The organism is Mesorhizobium sp. CO1-1-11 (assembly GCF_020164995.1).
Lineage (GTDB): Bacteria > Pseudomonadota > Alphaproteobacteria > Rhizobiales > Rhizobiaceae > Mesorhizobium > Mesorhizobium australicum.
Genome location: NZ_JAIUHE010000010.1, coordinates 1 through 18,769, shown reverse-complemented (window position 1 = coordinate 18,769; position 18,769 = coordinate 1). Strand labels below are relative to the sequence as shown.

Below are 18,769 nucleotides of genomic sequence, written 5' to 3'. Positions count from 1 at the left end.
GCATCCATAAAGCAAAAGAAGCGCGGCGCGCTTGAAGATTGGGAGAAGAACATGGCGGGTTTGCCGAGCACGGCGCGCGTGGTGATCATCGGAGGTGGCGTTGTCGGCACCTCGTCGCTCTATCACCTGGCCAAGGCCGGCTGGACCGACTGCGTGCTCCTGGAAAAGAACGAGCTGACCTCCGGCTCGACCTGGCATGCGGCCGGCAATGTGCCGACCTTCTCCTCCTCCTGGTCGCTGATGAACATGCAGCGCTATTCGACCGAGCTCTATCGCGGCCTGGCCGACGCCGTCGACTATCCCATGAATTACCATGTCACCGGCTCGCTCAGGCTCGCCCACACAAAGGAACGCATCCAGGAATTCCAGCGCGCCAAGGGCATGGGCCGTTACCAAGGCATGGACATAGACGTGATCGGGCTCGACGAGATCAAGCGCCGCTACCCCTTCCTCGAAACGCATGAGTTGAAGGGCGCGCTGTACGATCCGAGCGACGGCGACATCGACCCGGCACAGCTGACGCAGGCGCTGGCCAAGGGCGCGCGCGACATGGGTGCGAAAATCATCCGGTTCTGCCCCGTGACAGGCGTGCGCCGCGAAAAGGACGAGTGGGTGGTCGAGACACCGCAAGGCGAGATCCGCTGCGAGATCGTCGTCAATGCAGCCGGCTACCGTGCCGCCGAAGTCGGCAGGATGTTCGGCCGCGAAGTGCCGATGATGGTGATGAGCCACCAGTACATTTTGTTCGAGGAAATCCCCGAACTCGCCGCCTGGTCGAAGGAACAGGGCAAGAAGCTGCCGCTGCTGCGCGACGTCGATACCTCCTATTATCTGCGCCAGGAAAAGGCGGGCATGAATCTCGGCCCCTATGAGCGCAATTGCCGCGCGCACTGGGCCACCCACAACGATCCCATGCCGGACGATTTTTCCTTCCAGCTCTTCCCCGACGACCTCGACCGGCTGGAACATTACCTGGCCGACGCCGTCGCCCGTGTGCCGATCCTCGGCACCGCCGGCCTCTCCAAGGTCATCAACGGCCCCATCCCTTATGCGCCGGACGGCAATCCGCTGATCGGGCCGATGCCCGGCGTTCCCAACGCCTTCGAGGCTTGCGTCTTCACTTTCGGCATCGCCCAGGGCGGCGGTGCCGGCAAGGTGCTGGCCGAATGGGTTACGCAAGGCCAGACCGAATGGGACATGTGGTCGTGCGATCCGCGCCGCTTCACCTCCTTTGCCTCCGCGCCGGACTATTGCGTGGCCAAGGGCATGGAGATCTACGGCAACGAATACGCCATCCAGTTCCCGCGCCATGCCTGGCCGGAAGGACGTGACAGGAAACTGTCGCCGATCCACGATCGAATCAAGGCGCTGGGTGCCCGTTTCGACGCCTATAATGGCTGGGAACGCGCCACCTGGTACGCGCAGGACGGCGACGACGTCTCCGAGGAGGCCACGCTGACCTTCCGTCGCGACGGGCCTTGGCAGCAGCGCGTGCGCGAAGAGTGCCTGGCTGTCCGCGACGCTGCCGGCATCCTCGACCTGCCCGGCTTCTCGCGCTTCAATCTCGAAGGCCCTGGTGCCGCCGAATGGCTGAGCCGACAGGTGACCGGCCTGGTGCCGAAGCCCGGCCGCATCGGCCTGGTCTATTTCTCCGATGACAAGGGCCGCATCGTCACCGAAATGTCGGTGGTGCGCCATGGCGAGGAGTCCATGACGCTGATCACCGCGGCGGTGGCACAGTGGCATGACTTCGAATGGCTGAAATCGCACATGCCCGGGGATGCGGCGTTCAAGCTGATCGACCGGACGGAAGAATTCTCCACGCAGATCCTGGCCGGTCCCAACTCGCGAAAAATCCTTGCCGACGTCTGTGACGCCGACCTGACCTTGCCTTGGCTGACGCATCAGGAAACCAGGATTGCCGGGCGCTGGGCCAGGCTGGTCCGCGTCTCCTTCGCCGGCGAGCTCGGCTGGGAGATCCACACCAGGGTCGACGACACTGCCGCGATCTTCGATACGATCTGCGCTGCCGGGCAGAATCATGGGCTGAAGCCGTTTGGCATGTACGCACTGGATTCGCTGCGGCTCGAAAAAGGCTACCGCACCTGGAAGGGCGATCTGTCGACCGACTATTCGATCCTGCAGGGCGGTCTGGAGCGCTTCGTCAAATGGGAAAAGCCCGATTTCCGCGGCAAGGCGGCCCTCCAGAACGAAAGACAGCAAGGCGTGAAGAAACGCTTCGTCACGCTGGTGGTCGAAGATCCCGGCGATTGCGACGCGCCTTACATGTCGACCCTTTGGCATGACGGCCAGATCGTCGGCGAGACGACGTCGGGGGGCTGGGGCCATCGCGTCGACAAGTCGATCGCGCTCGGCATGCTGCGCGCCGACCTGACCGAACCCGGCACATCGGTTGAGGTCGAGATCTTCGGCGACCGCTTCAAGGCGATCGTGCAACAGGACGAGCCCTTGTGGGATCCCAGGAACGAAAGACTGCGCGCATGAAGAACGTTATCCTCACCGATGGCGGCATGGGCCAGGAGCTGGTGCGGCGCAGCCAGTCCGAGCCGACGCCGCTGTGGTCGGCCAGGGTGCTGATCGACGAACCGGACCTTGTGCGCGGCCTGCATGCCGAATTCATCAACGCCGGCGCCCGCGTCATCACCATTAACACCTATTCGGCGACGCCCGAACGCCTGGCGCGCGAAGGTGCGGAAGACCTGTTCAAGCCATTGCAGAAGCGTGGCATCGAGCTCGCCAGGCAAGCGCGCGACGAGGCCGGCGATGCGGCGATCGCCGGCTGCCTGTCGCCGCTCTTCGGCAGCTACGCGCCGGCGCTGACGATCTCCTACCAGGAGACGCTCGACATCTACCGCCGCATCGCCGCCGAGCAGGTGGACGGTGTCGACCTGTTCCTTTGCGAGACCATGGCGTCGTCGGAGGAAGCGCGCGCGGCGGTCACCGCCGCATCGGAAAGCGGCAAGCCTGTCTGGGTGTCATGGACGCTGGCCGATCACGGCACGCCGCGCTTGCGCAGCGGCGAGACTATTGCGTCGGCGGCCGATGCGCTCGGAAATCTGCCGGTGGCGGCGCGGCTGCTCAACTGCTGCCGCCCCGAGGCGATTGCGGCGGCCTTGCCTGAACTGATCGAGCTTGGCGGCCTGGTCGGTGCCTATGCCAATGGCTTCACTTCCACCGAAGCGCTCAAGCATGGCGGCACGGTGGATGTACTGCATGCCCGCCACGACCTCGGTCCGGATGCCTACGCCGACCAGGCTGTCGGCTGGGTGGAAGCGGGTGCGGACATCGTCGGCGGTTGCTGCGAGGTCGGTCCTGCCCATATCGCCGCCTTGCGCGACCGGCTGCAACAGGACGGCTACGCGATCACGGGAGTCTCACATGCCTAAACCATCATCGCGCATCACCGGCATTGTTCCATCGGGCAAGGACGGCTGGGAAGTTCATTTCGCCGCCTGGGCCCGCAAGGAAGCCGGCGAGGACATTATCATGCTGTCGGTCGGCGACCACGATTTCGACACGCCGTCGGAGACGATCGAAGCCTGCGTTGCGGCGGTTCGCGGCAGCAACCATCACTACACGCCGCTGCCCGGCCTGCCGCGCCTGCGCAAGGCGATGGCGGCGGCCTCCAGCGCCTGCACCGGTGTCGAGACGACGCCGGAAGAGGTCATCGCCACGCCGGGCGGCCAAGCAGCACTTTACGCGGCCGTGCAGGCCGTTCTCGACCCGGGCGACCACGCCATCGTGGTTGCCCCCTACTATGCCACCTATCCCAACACCTTCAGTGCCGCCGGTGCCAGCTTCACCGTCGTCGAGACACCGGCCGAGGATGGGTTCCAACCGCGCGCGGACATGATCCGTGCGGCACTCAAGCCCAACACGCGCGCCATACTGATCAACACGCCGAACAACCCGACCGGTGCCGTCTATTCGCGTGAGCGGCTGGAACAGCTGGCCGAAATCTGCCGCGAGCACGATCTCTGGCTGCTATCCGACGAGGTCTACTGGACGCTGGGCGGCGGCGAGCATGTCTCGCCGCGCTCGCTGCCCGGCATGGCCGAGCGCACGCTGGTGATCAATTCGATGTCCAAGAGCCACGGCATGACTGGTTGGCGCATGGGCTGGCTGACCGGTCCGGAAAAAATGATCACACTGCTGATCAATCTCAACCTGGTGACGACCTACGGCCTGCCGGCCTTCATCTCCATCGCTTGCACCGAGGCGCTGGAGCAGCACCATGGCGTCAAGGACATCGCCGAACGCTACGCGGCGCGCCGCACCGTTCTGCTCGATGCCGTGCGCGGCATGAACGATGTCACCGTGCGCGGTTCCGAAGGCGGCATGTATGTCATGCTCGACATATCCGATGTCGAACCCGACGACGAGAAATTCGCCTTCGCCTTCCTCGACAAGGAGAAGGTCGGCGTCATGCCGGGCTCGAGTTTCGGCGAAGCCGCGGCCGGCCATATCAGAATCAGCCTGTGCCAGCCCGAACCCGTGCTCAGGGAAGCAGCCGCCCGGCTGCGCCGTTTCGTTTCCAGCTACCGTTGTGAGGCCGCATGACTACCAGGAGCCTTCCCACGAAAGCCATTCCCACCAAGGCAAGGGCCGTCATCATCGGCGGCGGCGTCTCCGGCTGCTCGGTCGCCTACCACCTGGCCAAGCTTGGCTGGACCGACATCGTGCTTCTGGAGCGCAAGCAACTGACCTCGGGCACGACATGGCACGCCGCCGGACTGATCGGACAGTTGCGCGGCTCGCAGAACATGACCCGGCTGGCGAAATATTCGGCCGATCTCTACGTCAAGCTGGAAGCAGAGACCGAGGTCGGCACCGGCATGCGCCAGGTCGGCTCGATCACCGTGGCGCTGACCGAAGAGCGCAAGCACGAGATCTACCGGCAGGCGTCGCTCGCCCGCGCCTTCGACGTCGACGTGCGCGAGATTTCTCCCAATGAGGTCAAGGAGATGTACCCGCATCTCAATGTCTCGAACGTGGTCGGCGCCGTGCATCTGCCGCTCGACGGCCAGTGCGACCCGGCCAACATCGCCATGGCGCTGGCCAAGGGTGCGCGCCAACGCGGCGCCACCATCGCGGAGAATGTGAAGGTCACCAAGGTCCATACGAAAAATGGCCGCGTCTCCGGCGTGTCCTGGGCGCAAGGCGAAGGCCAGGGCACGATCGAGACCGATATCGTCATCAACTGCGCCGGCATGTGGGCGCGCGACCTCGGCGCCCAGAACGGCGTGAACATCCCGCTGCACGCCTGCGAGCACTTTTATCTGGTCACCGAGCCGATCCCCGGCCTTGGCCGCCTGCCGGTGCTGCGCGTGCCGGACGAGTGCGCCTACTACAAGGAAGACGCCGGCAAGATGATGCTCGGCGCCTTCGAGCCGGTGGCCAAGCCATGGGGCATGGAGGGCATCCGCGAGGATTTCTGCTTCGACCAGTTGCCGGAGGACATGGACCATTTCGAACCGATCCTCGAAATGGGCGTTAGCCGCATGCCGATGCTGGCGACCGCCGGCATCCACACTTTCTTCAACGGCCCTGAAAGTTTCACCCCTGATGACCGCTATTATCTCGGCGAGGCGCCGGAGTTGCGCGGCTACTGGATGGCGACCGGCTACAATTCGATCGGCATCGTCTCGTCGGGCGGCGCCGGCATGGCGCTGGCGCAGTGGATCAACGATGGCGAAGCCCCGTTCGACCTGTGGGAAGTCGACATCCGCCGCACTCAACCCTTCCAGAAGAACCGCCGCTATCTCAAGGAACGCGTCTCCGAAACGCTCGGCCTGCTTTATGCCGACCATTTCCCCTATCGCCAGATGGCAACCTCGCGTGGTGTGCGCCGCTCTCCCCTGCACGAGCACCTGAAGGCGCGCGGCGCCGTGTTCGGCGAAGTCGCCGGCTGGGAGCGCGCCAACTGGTTCGCGCGTGAGGGCCAAGAGCGCGAATATCGCTATTCCTGGAAGCGGCAGAACTGGTTCGACAACCAGCGCGAGGAGCATCTGGCGGTCCGCAACAAGGTCAGTCTGTTCGACATGACGTCGTTCGGCAAGATCCGCGTCGAGGGCCGCGACGCCTGCGCCTTCCTGCAAAGACTCTGCGCCAACGACATGGATGTGGCGCCGGGCAAGATCGTCTACACGCAAATGCTCAACCAGCGCGGCGGCATAGAGAGCGACCTCACCGTGTCGCGGCTTTCGGATACGGCCTATTTCCTCGTCGTGCCGGGCGCCACGCTGCAGCGCGACCTCGCCTGGCTGCACCGGCATGTCGGCGACCAGTTCGTCATCATCACGGACGTAACCGCCGCTGAAAGCGTGCTCTGCGTGATGGGCCCGGATGCGCGAAAACTGATCCAGAAGGTCAGCCCCAACGACTTCTCCAACGAGAACAATCCGTTCGGCACGTTCCAGGAGATCGAAATCGGCATGGGCCTCGCCCGGGCGCACCGCGTCACCTATGTCGGAGAGCTCGGCTGGGAGCTTTACATCTCGACCGAACAGGCCGCCCATGTCTTCGAGGCCATCGATGAGGCCGGCGCCGATGTCGGGCTAAAGCTCTGTGGACTGCACACGCTGGATTCCTGCCGCATAGAAAAGGCTTTCCGCCATTTCGGACACGACATCACCGATGAGGACAATGTGTTGGAGGCGGGCCTCGGCTTCGCGGTGAAGACGGCCAAGGGCGATTTCATCGGCCGCGATGCCGTGCTGAAGAAGAAGGAGGCCGGATTGGACCGCCGCCTGGTCCAGTTCCGCCTCAAGGACCCGCAGCCCCTGCTCTTCCACAACGAAGCGATCCTGCGCGACGGCAAGATCATCGGTCCGATCACTTCGGGCAATTACGGCCACCATCTCGGCGGAGCGATCGGGCTGGGCTATGTGCCGTGCCAAGGGCAGAGCGAGGCGGATGTGCTCGCCTCGACTTATGAAATCGAGATCGCCGGCGAACGGTTTGCGGCTGAGGCATCGCTGAAACCGATATACGATCCGAGGTCGGAACGGACGAAGATGTAGCGGCGCTTTTTCCTTCTCCCCCGTTCACGGGGAGAAGGTGCTAATCTTTCAAAACCGCTCCAACTTCGCCCGCACCTTGACCAGAAACGCCGCTCGCGTCTTCGGCGTCGAGGCGTCCATCAAATAATGCGCCAGGAAGAACGTCTTGCAGCGCCTGGCGCACAGCGCCCGCATGCCGCGCAGCAAGGTCTTGCGCCCGGGCTGGCCGACGACGACGCTCCACCAGGTCGGCGCGCCGCAAGTGGTGATGACGCCGACCCTGGTGACATGCGTCATCAGCGACTTGATCCCTCCCCTGCCCGCCGGCAGCTTGAAGGCGACATCGGTCGCCCACACCCGGTCGAGCCAGCCCTTCAGCATCGCCGGCAGCCCGTACCACCAGGTCGGGTAGACGAACAGGATCGCCTCGGCCCAGTTGAGCAGTTCGAAATGCGGTTTCAGCGCCGGATCCTGCGGCGCCTGACTATTGTAGGTACGCCGCTCCTGGCAGCTCATCACCGGATCGAACTTTTCGGCGTAGAGGTCGAGCAGCCGCACGTCCCAGCCTCGACGCGTCAGCACATCCACGGCGATGTCGCGAATGGCGGCGCAGAAGCTCTCCGGCACCGGATGGCAATAGACGACAAGCGCACGCATCAGAATGCATCCATGCTGGCCGCGACCTTCGCCGTGAAGGACTTCCGGGTTTCATCGGTCGACAGGTTCATCGAATAATGCGCGAGGTAGGTCACCGGAGCACCCGGCTTTACCGTGGCGCGCAGCATGCGCTTGATCAGTTTTCGCGGCGGGTCGCCCATCAGAAAGGCGCGGAACCGGCTGCCGCCATAGGAGGTGACCGCCGCGACCTTTCTTATGTTGTGCAGCGACGGCTCCACCTTGCCGTCGACCAGCTTGAACGACACGCCCGGCAGGAAGACGCGATCGAAAAACCCTTTCAGGATCGCCGGGAAACCGTAATTCCAGACCGGATAGGAAAGCACCAGCGCATCGGCCCGCAACAGGCGCTCGACGTATGGCGCCGCAGGATCCCCGGGACCGCGGAAATTGTGATAATCCAGCCTCTCCCTGCGCGTCAGACGCGGATCGAAATCCTCGCCGTAGAGATCGCAGTCATCGATCGAATGGCCAGCCATCGTGAGCCGCTCGACGATCATCCGGTGCAGGCCGGCATTGAAGCTGGTCTCGACCGGATGGGCATAGAGGACGAGGATGTTCATTACCCAGCCTTTTGCAACCCCTTGAACAGGAACGTCCGGCCCGAACGGTAGTCATAGTCCGGGTTTTCCCAGGCGATCATCTTGCCGGGATTGAGCAGGCCTTGCGGGTCGGTCTCGCGCTTGAAGGCGAGTTGCACCGCGTCGGTCTGCTTCATGCCGCCCTCTTCCAGCGTGTAGCGGTGCGGGTTGAAGATCGGGCAGCCATTTTCCTCATGCAGGCGGATGATCTCGTTAAGCCGCGCCTCGGTGGTGAACTTGACCAGCGGCAGGCCGAAGCAGGTGATGTTGCCATCCAGCCGCACGAATTCGAGATGCGAGAACACTTCGCCGGGAAACATCGCATCCATTTTCTCTACCAGCGCCAGCTGGTTGGGAAAGGGATAGAGCGACTGCAGGTAGGTGACGGCGGGGTCGACGCGCAGCGCCCGGAGCGTCGTGTGGTTCCAGGCCAGCTCATAGGCCGGCGGCAGGCCCTTTTTCTCCTCCGGGGTCGCAGTGGTGGCGTTGTAGATCACCTCACCCCCGGCGCGGCGCGTAAAGGCCAGAAAAGCATCCAGCCCATGTTGCGCCACCATGACGACGCAGATGCTTTGACCTTCCCTGAAGAATTTCTGGTGCCGCTTGAAATAAAGCTGCGGCACGGGTGCCGCGATCGGCGTGATCAGCTTGGTCAGGATGCCGTCCTGGCAAGCCAGCGCATTGCCATAGCGCGCCGCATCCATGAATTGGTCGAAGCCGACGATGACGTCGATCCAGTCATAGGCCGCCGTCAGCGGCATCTCGACTTCCGAGATGATGCCATTGGTGCCATAGGCGTGGGTCACCTTGTGCAGGTCTTCGCCGGTGAGTTCGAGCACCCTCGGCTCAGCCTCCATCGTCACCACGCGCAGGCGCAGCACATTGCCGAAATCACGCAATCCGCCGAAATTGATCGAGCCGACGCCGCCGGAGCCGCCGGCGATGAAACCGCCGATCGAGGCGGTGTTGTAGGTGGAGGGCGACAGTCGCAGCTCCTGCCCGGAATGCGCGCGCGTCGCCTTGTCGATGTCGGCCAGGACCGCGCCCGGCCCGGTCACCACGCGCCCCGGCGCGATCGACTTGATCTCGTTCATCTCGGCGAGATTGAGCACCACGCCGCCCGAAAGCGGCATTGCCTGGCCATAATTGCCGGTGCCGCTGCCGCGCGGCGTCACCGCCACGCCATGGCGATGACAGGCGGCAAGCACGCGGATCAGTTCGGCCTCGTTCCTGGGCGTCACGATGAGGTCGCCGGTGACATGGTCGAGCTGTTGTTTCAGGACCGGACTGTACCAGTAGAAGTCGCGGCTCTTCTGCTGGACGATGGCCGGATTGTCGTCGAGCTTTATCCCATCGAGATCGCGTTTGAGCGCCGAAACATCCATCATTCCACCATCAGTCCGTCGAGTTCGGCATAGTCGGGCAACTGCCGGTCTATCGCTCGCCCCGCACGCACGACGATGCGATCCGATTCGGGGCGCGACAGCAATTCCGTCCAGCTTCGACCTTTGAACAGCACGAAGTCGGCATCGCCTCCGGCGGCGAGCGTGCCGAAGCCATCGAGCCGCATCACATGGGCCGGCGTCGCGGTGACCGCCTGCGGCCAGTCGCCGACCGGGTGATCGAAATGCAGGACGCGCGTCGCCAGGCGGTAGACCTCCAGCATGTCGAGATCGCCATAGGCATGGAAGGGATCGCGCGTGTTGTCCGAAGCGACGGCCACGGGAATGCCCCTCGCCTTCATCTCGTGCAGCAGCGTCACGCCACGCCAGCGCGGTGTGGTCTGGTCAGTGCGACGGTCCTGCAAATAGAGATTGCACATCGGCAGCGACACGATTGCCAGCCCAGCCTTCGCCACCTTGTCCAGCGTGTCCAGCACCTCGAGATCGGGCTGGCGCGCCAGCGAGCAGCAATGGCCGACGAGGATGTTGCCCTCGAAGCCGTTCCACAGCGCCGCCTCGGCGATCTTCTTCAGCGAGATCGCGGCGATGTCGTCGGTCTCGTCGGCATGGAAATCAAGGTCGAGGCCGTGCTTGATTGCCTGCGCGAAAACGTGGTCGAGCAGCTCTTCCAGGTCCGGCACCATATAGGTGACGACGCCCAGCACGCCCTTGGCGGCGGCCACGCGTTTGGCCAGCCTGTCGAACCATTTCTTGTCGCGCACGCCCTCGATGCCGAGCAGGCAGGCACCTTGCAATTCGATGCGGCCACGCCATGCCTCGCGCATCGTCTCGAACACGGGCCAGGAGATTTCCTCCTGCGGCGCGACGCTGTCGATATGAGTTCTGAGCGCCCCGGTGCCATGCGCGTAGGCCGAGCGCAGCGAGAAATCCATGCGGCGCGCCACATCCTCGGCGGTCCAGCGCGCCACACGGTCGGCGCCCGTGGCGTTCAGAGCGCCCATGAAGCTGCCGTCTGGATTGGGCTTTCGTGGCCAGATATGGCCCTTGTCGATATGCGTGTGGCAGTCGACGAAACACGGCAGCACGATACGGCCGGCAAGGTCGATGGCGCCCGCCGGTAGCTTCGATGCGGCCTGCACGGCGATGCTGGAAATCTTGCCGTCCGCGACGGTAATGTCGGCAAGGGCGAAACCGTCGCTGTCGAAGGTCGCAGCGAGGCCAAGCGTGACAGATTGATGAACACGCGCGTTGGCAAGGCGGTAGGAGCCAGAGGCTGGTATCAAGATCTACCGCTCCTGCTTCAGCGCGCTTTCGTGCCAGCGCCGCAAAATGAGATGCGAAATCAGCGACAGCACGAGAAAGATCAGGATGCCTGTCAGCGATATCAGAAACAGCGCCGCGAACAGCCTTGGCGCGTTGAGCCGGTAACCCGCTTCGATGATGCGCGAGGCAAGCCCGGACGACTGGCCGGTGGCGCCGGCGACGAACTCGGCCACCACGGCGCCGATCAGCGACAGGCCGCCGGCAATCTTCAGCCCGCCGAGAAAATACGGCATGGCCGCCGGCAGCCTGAGATAGCGCAGTTGCTGCCAGCGCGTCGCGCCGTTGAGCTTGAACAGGTCGCGCAGGTTGCGGTCGACCGAGTTGAGGCCGAGCGTGGTGTTGGACAGGATCGGGAAGAAGGCGACGATCCAGGCGCAGAGCAGGAGCTTGGTCGTCTGGTTGTCGACATAGATGTTGATCAGTGGAAAGATCGCTACGATCGGTGTCACCTGCAGCACGATGGCGAAGGGGAAGAACGACATCTCCACCCATTTCGACTGCGCGAACAAGACCGCCAGGCCGACGCCACCGACCACCGCCAGCAGCAGGCTGAGGAAGGTGATGCGCAAGGTGACCAGCAGTGCGGAAAACAGCAGGCCGGCATCGTTGTAGAGCGTTGTCAGCACAACGCCGGGGCGCGGCAGGATGTATTGCGGGATCTCGTTCCACACGCAGATGCGGTCCCACAGCCAGATCGCCAGGATCATGATCGCCAGCGGCAGAACCCAGCGGCCGATCCGCTCAAACCGCTCCTGGCGCACGCGGCGCGCTTCCTCGGGGTCGAGTTTCAACGTGCCGTCAATGGCTGTCATGATGCGAGCCCACTGTTGAATTGATGGCATTGACCAGCACATCCGAGGCTTGCCGGCAAAGGGCCGCATAGTCAGGCGAGGTGCGAAACGCCTCATCGCGCGGATAGGAGGCCTCGATCGCGAGTTCGTCGAACACCCGCCCCGGCCGAGCCGCCATGACGACGACGCGGTTGGAGAGAAACACGCTTTCGAACACACTGTGGGTGACGAAGACGACGGTGAAGCGCTCGTCTTGCCACAGTTCCAGCAGGTCGTTGTTGAGCTTGAAGCGGGTGATCTCGTCGAGTGCCGCGAACGGCTCGTCCATCAACAGCACGCGTGGCTTGGTCACCATGGCGCGCGCGATCGAGACGCGCATCTTCATGCCGCCGGAGAGTTCGCGCGGCACGGCGTCCTCGAAGCCGGTGAGGTGCACCCGCGCCAGCATCTCCGTTATCGCCGGGGCGGCCTTGGCGCGGGAAATGCCTTTCAGCCTGAGCGGCAGCCAGACATTGTCGAAGACGCTGGCCCAGGGCAGCAGCGTCGGCTCCTGGAAGACGAAGCCGATATTGGCACGGTCGAGCGAGCCGCCGCCGCGCCAGTCGAGCACGCCGGATGTCGGCGTGGACAGGCCGGCAATCAGCCGCAGCGCCGTCGACTTGCCGCAGCCCGACGGTCCGAGCAGGCTGAGGAAATCGCCTTCCCGGATCGTCAGGTCGACATCGCTGAGCGCCGTCACGCCGTTGGAAAAGACCTTGCCGACGCCACGCAGCGCCAGCAAGGTCGGAGCCATGTCCGAGGCGGGCGTTTGCGCCACCTGTTCCCGCATCATGCCGGGCCGGCCTATTTCTTCAGCTCGAGCCCGACCCCCTTGTTAATGAAGGCCAGCGTGTAGGCTTTCGTGATGTCGATGCCTTCAGGCGTGACCTTGGCCTTGACCATCTTGTCGTAGAAGCTCTTGATCCGTTCTTCCTTCATGGCGCCGATGCCGAGCTTCTCGGTGTCGCCGGAATCGGCCAGGCCGAACTTCTTCATCTGCTCGATCGAGAAGGCGATCTGCTCGTCGCTCATGTCAGGATTGTCTTTCTTGATCATGTCGTTGGCGGCCTTGTTGTCGCCGTAGAGGTACTTGTACCAGCCCTTGGCCGAGCCATCGACGAAGCACTGGACCACCTCAGGCTTCTTGTCGATCGTCTCCTGCATCACCTCGATCGTAGTCGAATAGGTGTCCCAGCCGTAGTCGGCGAGCAGGAACTGGTTCGGCACGAAGCCGCCTTCCTTCTTGACCGCGAACGGCTCCGAGGTGACGTAGCCCTGCTGGATCGACTTCTTGTTGGCGAGGAAAGGGGCGGTGTTGTAGGTGTAGGGGACGCGCTTTGAAGCGTCGAAACCGAGCTCGATGACCATCCACTGGAAGAAGGTCTGCACGCCTTCGTCACCCAGAATGTACTGCTCGGCGTTCTTCAGGTCTTCCCATTTGTCGAGCCCCTCGCCGGGGTGGGACATGATGACCTGCGGGTCCTTCTGGAAGTCGGCTGCCACCACACGCATCGGAATGCCTTGCTGGACGGCGTCGAAGGCCGACAGCAGATTGCCGCCCATGTAAAAATCGATCTTGCCGGCGAGCAACATCGGCCGGCCGCTGACCTGCGGGCCGCCCTGCATGATGGTGACGTCGAGACCGCAGGCGGCGTAGGTGCCATCGGCCACGGCCTGGTAATAGCCGCCATGTTCCGGCTCGGCGAGCCAGTTGGTGCCGAAAGTGACTTTTTCATTCGCCGCCGCGCCCAGCGTGCTGGCCGCAAGCAGGGCCACCACCGCGGCCGAAATCTTCTGTTTCACGTACATTGACACCGCCCTTTATTTGCACCGGCGCGTTGCGCGCCGTGCTTGACACCAAAGATTCAAGAAGCAAGACACATGCCACCGGCGTCGCGCGCCGGGACCCGCCCGCCTGCACCACAGCCATCTGCGAAAGCCGGAAAGGTCGTGCTGCACCGAAGGGCATCGTGCCTATTTTTTGAACGCCTGTCCACAATCGCACCGGCGACATGCACCACCATCTTGATGGTGCAATGCATCCGGCCTTAGGCTGGCGATATCCAGGAGATTGCCATGTTCAAATTCCTTACCCCTAAGTCGATCAAGCCACCCTTTGCCCGCTACAGCCACGGCGTCGAGGTGCCGGCCGGCAAGCGTCTGGTGCTGTGCTCGGGTCAGGTCGCCATCACGGCGGACGACCAGATACCGGAAGATGCCGGCGCGCAGGCCGAACTCTGCTTCAGGAACATCGCGGCGGTTCTGGGCGAAGCCGGGCTGGGACTTGGCGACATCGTTCGCATCAACGCCTATGTCACCGACCGCGCGCATCTGCGGCCCTATATGGAGGTTCGCGACCGGCTGTTTTCGAGCCCGGCGCCAGCCTCGACGCTGATGATCGTTTCCGGCTTTGCCCGGCCCGAATTCAAGGTCGAGGTCGAGGCCATCGCGGCCGGGTGATCGACAGGCCGGCCGCACCGCGCTAGGTCTGACCTGATCATTTGAAGAGGCGTGACATGACTGCTGGCAAGAAACGCGTATGGTGGGGCGACTACCGGACCACCGAATACGCCTCGATCGATCCCGAGGCGACAATCGCGGTGCTGCCGCTGGCGGCTATCGAGCAGCATGGACCGCATCTGCCTGTGTCGACCGACACTTCGATCATGAACGGCATGCTCGACACGGTGATTTCACGCTTGCCCGACGATCTCGACATCCGCATCCTGCCGGTCCAGGCGGTGGGCAAGTCGAACGAGCATCTGCACGCGCCGGGCACTCTCACCTTGCCGGCAACGACGCTGGTCGACGCCTGGACCGAGCTCGGCCTGTCGATCGCGCGCGCCGGCGTGCGCAAGCTTATCGTCGTCAATTCGCATGGCGGCAATGAGGAGATCATGGGCATCGTCACGCGCGAATTGCGCGTGCGCGAAAAGATGCTGGCGGTGAAGACCAGTTGGCAGCGCTTTGGCCGCCCGGCCGGCATGTACACCGAACTCGAGGATCGTCACGGCATTCATGGCGGCGATGTCGAGACGTCGCTGATGCTGCATTTCCGGCCCGATCTCGTCGACATGGGCAAGGCCGACAATTTCGTTTCCAACGTCGCCAAGGCCGAGCAGGAATTCTCGCTGTTGCGCCACACAGGCACCCACGCCTTCGCCTGGATCGCCGGGGATCTCAACCCGAACGGCGTGGTCGGCGACGCCAGCATCGCGACAGCCGAGAAAGGCCGGCTGACGGCGGAATATCAGGCTGACGGGTTCATCAACCTGGTGCGCGACGTGCGCAAGGCCAAGCTCGCGGAGTGGCTGAAATAGCTAACCGTCGATCCTGAGGGCGAACGGCGTGCCTTCAAAGGCGTCGGCGCCGCGCCCGATCGACTCGATCGCCTCGATCATGCGGCCGTTGCGCTCGAGCAGCGCGTCGGCCACCGCGATCAGCCGCGGATTGGGCGTCGCCGAAGGCGATAGCGCTCGCAGCGTCCGCGCCAGTTCCACCTCGTTGCGTTTCGGCGCCAAAGCCGCGGCGATGATATAGGCCGAGGCGGTCGAACGGCTGATGCCGGCATAGCAGTGCACCAGCATTGGTTTCGCCCGGTCCCAGCGGCGTGCGAAATCGAGCAGGTTACGGACATGCTCCTCGCCCGGCATGGTCATGCCGTCCTGCGCCACGGCGATGTCGTGCATGACCAGGTGCAGATGGTTTTTCCTTGGGATCGAGGCCGGTCGGACTACGTCCGTTCCGGCGGCGAGCAGCGACAGCATGCGGTCGGCGCCGGTCCTGGCCACCACTTCCTCGATTTTCGCCAATGAGCAGACATGGATCATTGTTTGAAACCTTTCGAACGATCCTCGCGCCGCGACGCCCAATCGGCAAGGGCGGATTCGATCCTGCGCCACTCCTCCTCGCTCCCCGGCAGTCCGGCGCGCAAGGCATGCGGCCGTTCGGAGAAATGCCGCAGCAGGATACCGCTCTGGCCAAGCCCGGAAAACAGGCCGCCGGCATCGGGCAGGCTGAGATAGCGGAACAGCGTGGTGCCACCCGCGACGGGAACGCCGAAACGGCTAAACAGCGCGTCGAGCCGCACCGTCGCTTCCGCCAGCGAGGCCCGCATCGCATCCTGCCAGTCGAGATCGGCGAGCGCGCGGATGCCGTATTCCAGGGCCGGTCCTGCGACAGCCCACGGCCCGAACTGCATGTCCAGCCGTTCAGCCGTCGGCGCGTCGGCAAGCGCGAACCCGAGCCGCAGGCCGGCCAAACCAAAGAACTTGCCGAACGAACGCAGCACGACGATGCCGCCCTGGCCGACATCGCCGGCGAGGCTGTGCTCGCGTGGACCCACATCCATGAACGCCTCGTCGACGACCAGCAGCCCGCCCTTGGCGCGAAGTCCAGCGGCCAGCACCAGCAACCGGTCGCGCTCGATGATGCGCCCATCCGGATTGTTCGGATTGACGATGATGGCGAGGTCGGCTTCCGCCAGCGCCGCGAAATCGCTGACCTCGACCACATCGTGCCCGGCAATCGCCGCCGCCCGGGCGTGTTCGGCATAGGTCGGCCCCAGCACCATTGCCTTGCCGGGCCTCACCAGCGAGGCGACCCGCGGCAACAGGATCTGTGTACCAGGGACCGCCACCACGCTTGCTGGGGAAGGCGCGCCATAGGTGTTGGCCGCGATCTCTACCAGTTCGCGCCCACGCGCGGCCTCTGGCAATCGCCACAGCGAGGTGGCGGGCAGGTCGAAAAGCGGGTAGGAGTGCGGATTGATACCGGTCGAGAGGTCGACGAAAGGCAGCACGGCATTGGGGAAAAGCGCCCTTGCCCGGCCAAGACTTCCACCATGGTCCACCGCTCCTTCAAGAAGCTTCATGTCAGTCCTGATCGCTTTCCTGTCATTAATTGTCGAATTCGCCCTTGGTTATCCCGACTGGCTGTTTCGCGCCATCGGCCATCCGGTGACATGGTTCGGCAGGCTGATATCCTTTCTCGACTTGCGGCTCAACCGCGCCACTGATCCCGACGCGCTGCGTCGCCAACGTGGTGTCCAGGCGCTTCTGGTCATCGTGCTGGTGCCGGCGATAGCAGGCCTTTGCGTGCAGCTTGTTCTGCTCTGGTTCGTCCCCCTGGGATGGATCATTGCCGTCTTTCTGGCGACATCGTTTCTGTCGCAGAAAAGCCTTTACGAACATGTCGAAGCCGTCGCCGACGCGCTCGACAGCGGAGGCCTCGACATGGGCCGAGCCGCCGTTTCGCGGATCGTCGGCCGTGATCCCGAGACGCTCGACCGCGCCGGCGTCTGCCGCGCGGCGATCGAGAGCCTGGCAGAAAATTTTTCCGACGGCATCGTCGCCCCCGTCTTCTGGACCGGGGTCGGAGGGCTCGCCGGCGGCGCCGCCTACAAGGCGGCCAACACCGCCGATTCGATGATCGGCCACCGGACTCCGCGCCATGAGGCCTTCGGCTGGGCGGCGGCGCGCTTCGACGACTGGATCAACCTGCCGGCATCACGGCTGACGGCGCTGCTGATCGTGCTCGCTTCCCTCCTGGTCGAGGGCGCCGACCCCCGCGGCGCCTGGCAGGCGGTACGGCGCGACGCGAAAAAACACCGCTCGCCCAATGCCGGCTGGCCGGAAGCGGCCATGGCCGGCGCACTCGGGCTGGCGCTCGCCGGACCACGCAGCTATGGCGGTGTCATGGTCGACGACATCTTCATGGGCGAAGGCGGGCGCCGAGATGTCGACAGCGGCGATATCAGGCGGGCGCTCAAGCTTTACCGGGTCGCGGACTACCTGCTGATCGGCTTGTTCGGCCTGGTCGCGCTGATCGCCGTTCTGGTTTTCTAGAACTCGATGCCTTGCTGCGCTTTCACGCCCGTCGAGAAATGGTGCTTTGTCACCCCCATCTCGGTGACCAGGTCCGCCGCCTCGACCAGCCCCGGCTTGGCGTTGCGGCCGGTGACGACGACATGCAGGCCTTCGCGGCGGGCCTTAAGCGCCGCAACCACCTTGTCGAGAGCGAGATAGTCGTAGCGCAAGGCAATGTTGAGCTCGTCGAGCACGACAAGGCTGATCGAAGGATCGCCGATCAATTCCAGAGCCTTGGCCCAGGCGGCCTCGGCGGCAGCGATGTCGCGCTTCAGGTCCTGCGTCTCCCAGGTGAAACCCTCGCCCATTGCGTGCCAGACGACACGGTCGCCAAAGACGGCAAAGGCGTCCTTCTCGCCGGTGTGCCACTTGCCCTTGATGAACTGGACGACGCCGACGCGCTTGCCGTAGCCGAGCACGCGCAGCGCGAGACCGAAGGCGGCCGTGGTCTTGCCCTTGCCGGGACCGGTGTTAACGATCAGCAACCCTTTCTCGATCGTCTTGCCCGCAACCTCGGCGTCCTGCACTGCCTTGCGCTTGGCCATCTTGGCGCGATGGCGTTCTTCATCCTTGTCGTCGATATCGGTCATTTCACTTCACCTTGAGCGGTAGCCCCGCCACCATGAGCAACACCGTGTCGGCTACTGCCGCGACCCGCTGGTTGAGCCGGCCGGCATCGTCACGAAACCGACGCGCCAGCGCGTTGTCGGGCACGATGCCTTGCCCGACCTCGTTCGTCACCACGAACCACGGTCCGCGCGGCCGAGACAGCACGTCCGCCAGCCGCCGGCACGCGGCCTCGACGTCGTGATCGGCCAGCATGTGATTGGTCAGCCACAGCGTCAGGCAGTCGACAAGCACCGGCTGCCCGTCTGGCAACGCCTCCAGCGCTTCGGCGAGGTCGAGTGGCGCATCGGTGGTCGACCAGCCCTCACCGCGCCGCGAGCGGTGCAGCGCGATGCGCTCGCGCATCTCGTCGTCATGGGCTTGCGCCGTGGCGATATAGGCCCATGGCGAGGGCAATGCCGTCATCAGGGTTTCGGCGTGGGGGGGGGGGGGGGGGGGGGG

At 64.1% G+C, this 18,769-nt stretch carries 18 protein-coding genes; 7 read left to right on the top strand and 11 right to left on the bottom strand.

The window, feature by feature from the left end:
* Positions 1-51 precede the first annotated feature (51 nt).
* Genes LB554_RS13260 through LB554_RS13245 form a run of 4 tightly spaced genes read left to right on the top strand, consistent with a single transcriptional unit; the run spans position 52 to position 7,043 of the window.
* Positions 52-2,505, top strand: a complete 2,454-nt coding sequence (locus tag LB554_RS13260) for an FAD-dependent oxidoreductase (protein ID WP_224584976.1) — start codon at positions 52-54, stop codon at positions 2,503-2,505.
* A complete protein-coding gene (locus LB554_RS13255; RefSeq protein WP_224584974.1) occupies positions 2,502-3,407 on the top strand; it encodes a homocysteine S-methyltransferase family protein in 906 nt (301 codons plus the stop codon). The genes LB554_RS13260 and LB554_RS13255 overlap by 4 nt, the downstream gene beginning before the upstream one ends.
* Positions 3,400-4,581: a pyridoxal phosphate-dependent aminotransferase gene (locus LB554_RS13250; RefSeq protein WP_224584972.1), complete on the top strand. Its 1,182-nt coding sequence runs from the start codon at positions 3,400-3,402 to the stop codon at positions 4,579-4,581. The genes LB554_RS13255 and LB554_RS13250 overlap by 8 nt, the downstream gene beginning before the upstream one ends.
* Positions 4,578-7,043, top strand: a complete 2,466-nt coding sequence (locus tag LB554_RS13245; RefSeq protein WP_224584970.1) for an FAD-dependent oxidoreductase — start codon at positions 4,578-4,580, stop codon at positions 7,041-7,043. Before LB554_RS13250 ends, LB554_RS13245 begins: the two co-directional genes overlap by 4 nt.
* A gap of 48 nt (positions 7,044-7,091) precedes the next feature.
* On the opposite strand, the gene LB554_RS13240 is transcribed toward LB554_RS13245, so the two are convergent.
* Genes LB554_RS13240 through LB554_RS13210 form a run of 7 tightly spaced genes read right to left on the bottom strand, consistent with a single transcriptional unit; the run spans position 7,092 to position 13,643 of the window.
* Complete coding sequence (locus tag LB554_RS13240; protein ID WP_224584968.1) at positions 7,092-7,679, bottom strand: NAD(P)H-dependent oxidoreductase; 588 nt, start codon at positions 7,677-7,679, stop codon at positions 7,092-7,094.
* A complete protein-coding gene (locus tag LB554_RS13235) occupies positions 7,679-8,260 on the bottom strand; it encodes an NAD(P)H-dependent oxidoreductase (RefSeq protein WP_140822076.1) in 582 nt (193 codons plus the stop codon). The genes LB554_RS13240 and LB554_RS13235 overlap by 1 nt, the downstream gene beginning before the upstream one ends.
* Positions 8,260-9,663: an FAD-binding oxidoreductase gene (locus LB554_RS13230; RefSeq protein ID WP_224585156.1), complete on the bottom strand. Its 1,404-nt coding sequence runs from the start codon at positions 9,661-9,663 to the stop codon at positions 8,260-8,262. Before LB554_RS13230 ends, LB554_RS13235 begins: the two co-directional genes overlap by 1 nt.
* Positions 9,663-10,964: a cytosine deaminase gene (locus LB554_RS13225; RefSeq protein ID WP_224584966.1), complete on the bottom strand. Its 1,302-nt coding sequence runs from the start codon at positions 10,962-10,964 to the stop codon at positions 9,663-9,665. The genes LB554_RS13230 and LB554_RS13225 overlap by 1 nt, the downstream gene beginning before the upstream one ends.
* 3 nt (positions 10,965-10,967) lie before the next feature.
* Positions 10,968-11,816, bottom strand: coding sequence for an ABC transporter permease (locus LB554_RS13220; RefSeq protein WP_015317384.1), 849 nt, complete (start codon positions 11,814-11,816; stop codon positions 10,968-10,970).
* On the bottom strand, positions 11,803-12,627 hold the full coding sequence (locus LB554_RS13215) for an ABC transporter ATP-binding protein (protein ID WP_224584964.1): 825 nt from the start codon (positions 12,625-12,627) through the stop codon (positions 11,803-11,805). Before LB554_RS13215 ends, LB554_RS13220 begins: the two co-directional genes overlap by 14 nt.
* Before the next feature lie 11 nt (positions 12,628-12,638).
* Positions 12,639-13,643 (bottom strand): ABC transporter substrate-binding protein, encoded by a 1,005-nt coding sequence (locus LB554_RS13210; protein WP_015317382.1) that lies wholly within the window; start codon positions 13,641-13,643, stop codon positions 12,639-12,641.
* Positions 13,644-13,910: 267 nt separating this feature from the next.
* Here LB554_RS13210 and LB554_RS13205 point away from each other — a divergent pair, with 267 nt between their 5' ends.
* Positions 13,911-14,294, top strand: coding sequence for a RidA family protein (locus LB554_RS13205; RefSeq protein ID WP_140615865.1), 384 nt, complete (start codon positions 13,911-13,913; stop codon positions 14,292-14,294).
* A 56-nt stretch (positions 14,295-14,350) separates the two neighbouring features.
* Complete coding sequence (locus tag LB554_RS13200) at positions 14,351-15,154, top strand: creatininase family protein (protein WP_140615863.1); 804 nt, start codon at positions 14,351-14,353, stop codon at positions 15,152-15,154.
* Here LB554_RS13200 and LB554_RS13195 read toward each other — a convergent pair whose 3' ends face one another.
* Positions 15,155-15,664 (bottom strand): tyrosine phosphatase family protein, encoded by a 510-nt coding sequence (locus tag LB554_RS13195; RefSeq protein WP_224584962.1) that lies wholly within the window; start codon positions 15,662-15,664, stop codon positions 15,155-15,157.
* The gene (gene cobD, locus LB554_RS13190; RefSeq protein ID WP_224584961.1) at positions 15,661-16,707 is read right to left on the bottom strand and encodes a threonine-phosphate decarboxylase CobD; all 1,047 of its coding nucleotides are present in this window, start codon (positions 16,705-16,707) and stop codon (positions 15,661-15,663) included. Before cobD ends, LB554_RS13195 begins: the two co-directional genes overlap by 4 nt.
* On the opposite strand from cobD, the gene cbiB reads away from it, so the two are divergent.
* Positions 16,706-17,680, top strand: a complete 975-nt coding sequence (gene cbiB, locus LB554_RS13185) for an adenosylcobinamide-phosphate synthase CbiB (protein WP_224584959.1) — start codon at positions 16,706-16,708, stop codon at positions 17,678-17,680. The two genes, cobD and cbiB, sit on opposite strands and share 2 nt — an antisense overlap.
* Here the strand turns inward: cbiB and cobO are convergent.
* Together cobO and cobU are read right to left on the bottom strand one after the other, a co-directional pair.
* The gene (gene cobO, locus LB554_RS13180; protein WP_140822088.1) at positions 17,677-18,291 is read right to left on the bottom strand and encodes a cob(I)yrinic acid a,c-diamide adenosyltransferase; all 615 of its coding nucleotides are present in this window, start codon (positions 18,289-18,291) and stop codon (positions 17,677-17,679) included. The two genes, cbiB and cobO, sit on opposite strands and share 4 nt — an antisense overlap.
* Before the next feature lies 1 nt (position 18,292).
* Entirely contained in the window at positions 18,293-18,736 is a 444-nt protein-coding gene (gene cobU, locus LB554_RS13175) for a bifunctional adenosylcobinamide kinase/adenosylcobinamide-phosphate guanylyltransferase (RefSeq protein WP_263485817.1), read from the bottom strand.
* Positions 18,737-18,769 lie beyond the last annotated feature (33 nt).

What these genes read in the sequence shown, in the direction of transcription:
- LB554_RS13210 (WP_015317382.1), bottom strand. Translation starts at nt 13,643, where the DNA reads ATGTACGTGAAACAGAAGATTTCGGCCGCGGTGGTGGCCCTGCTTGCG.
- cobD (WP_224584961.1), bottom strand. Translation starts at nt 16,707, where the DNA reads ATGAAGCTTCTTGAAGGAGCGGTGGACCATGGTGGAAGTCTTGGCCGG.
- LB554_RS13240 (WP_224584968.1), bottom strand. Translation starts at nt 7,679, where the DNA reads ATGCGTGCGCTTGTCGTCTATTGCCATCCGGTGCCGGAGAGCTTCTGC.
- LB554_RS13255 (WP_224584974.1), top strand. Translation starts at nt 2,502, where the DNA reads ATGAAGAACGTTATCCTCACCGATGGCGGCATGGGCCAGGAGCTGGTG.
- LB554_RS13220 (WP_015317384.1), bottom strand. Translation starts at nt 11,816, where the DNA reads ATGACAGCCATTGACGGCACGTTGAAACTCGACCCCGAGGAAGCGCGC.
- LB554_RS13215 (WP_224584964.1), bottom strand. Translation starts at nt 12,627, where the DNA reads ATGATGCGGGAACAGGTGGCGCAAACGCCCGCCTCGGACATGGCTCCG.
- LB554_RS13230 (WP_224585156.1), bottom strand. Translation starts at nt 9,663, where the DNA reads ATGGATGTTTCGGCGCTCAAACGCGATCTCGATGGGATAAAGCTCGAC.
- LB554_RS13200 (WP_140615863.1), top strand. Translation starts at nt 14,351, where the DNA reads ATGACTGCTGGCAAGAAACGCGTATGGTGGGGCGACTACCGGACCACC.
- cobO (WP_140822088.1), bottom strand. Translation starts at nt 18,291, where the DNA reads ATGACCGATATCGACGACAAGGATGAAGAACGCCATCGCGCCAAGATG.
- LB554_RS13205 (WP_140615865.1), top strand. Translation starts at nt 13,911, where the DNA reads ATGTTCAAATTCCTTACCCCTAAGTCGATCAAGCCACCCTTTGCCCGC.
- LB554_RS13260 (WP_224584976.1), top strand. Translation starts at nt 52, where the DNA reads ATGGCGGGTTTGCCGAGCACGGCGCGCGTGGTGATCATCGGAGGTGGC.
- LB554_RS13245 (WP_224584970.1), top strand. Translation starts at nt 4,578, where the DNA reads ATGACTACCAGGAGCCTTCCCACGAAAGCCATTCCCACCAAGGCAAGG.
- LB554_RS13235 (WP_140822076.1), bottom strand. Translation starts at nt 8,260, where the DNA reads ATGAACATCCTCGTCCTCTATGCCCATCCGGTCGAGACCAGCTTCAAT.
- LB554_RS13195 (WP_224584962.1), bottom strand. Translation starts at nt 15,664, where the DNA reads ATGATCCATGTCTGCTCATTGGCGAAAATCGAGGAAGTGGTGGCCAGG.
- cbiB (WP_224584959.1), top strand. Translation starts at nt 16,706, where the DNA reads ATGTCAGTCCTGATCGCTTTCCTGTCATTAATTGTCGAATTCGCCCTT.
- LB554_RS13250 (WP_224584972.1), top strand. Translation starts at nt 3,400, where the DNA reads ATGCCTAAACCATCATCGCGCATCACCGGCATTGTTCCATCGGGCAAG.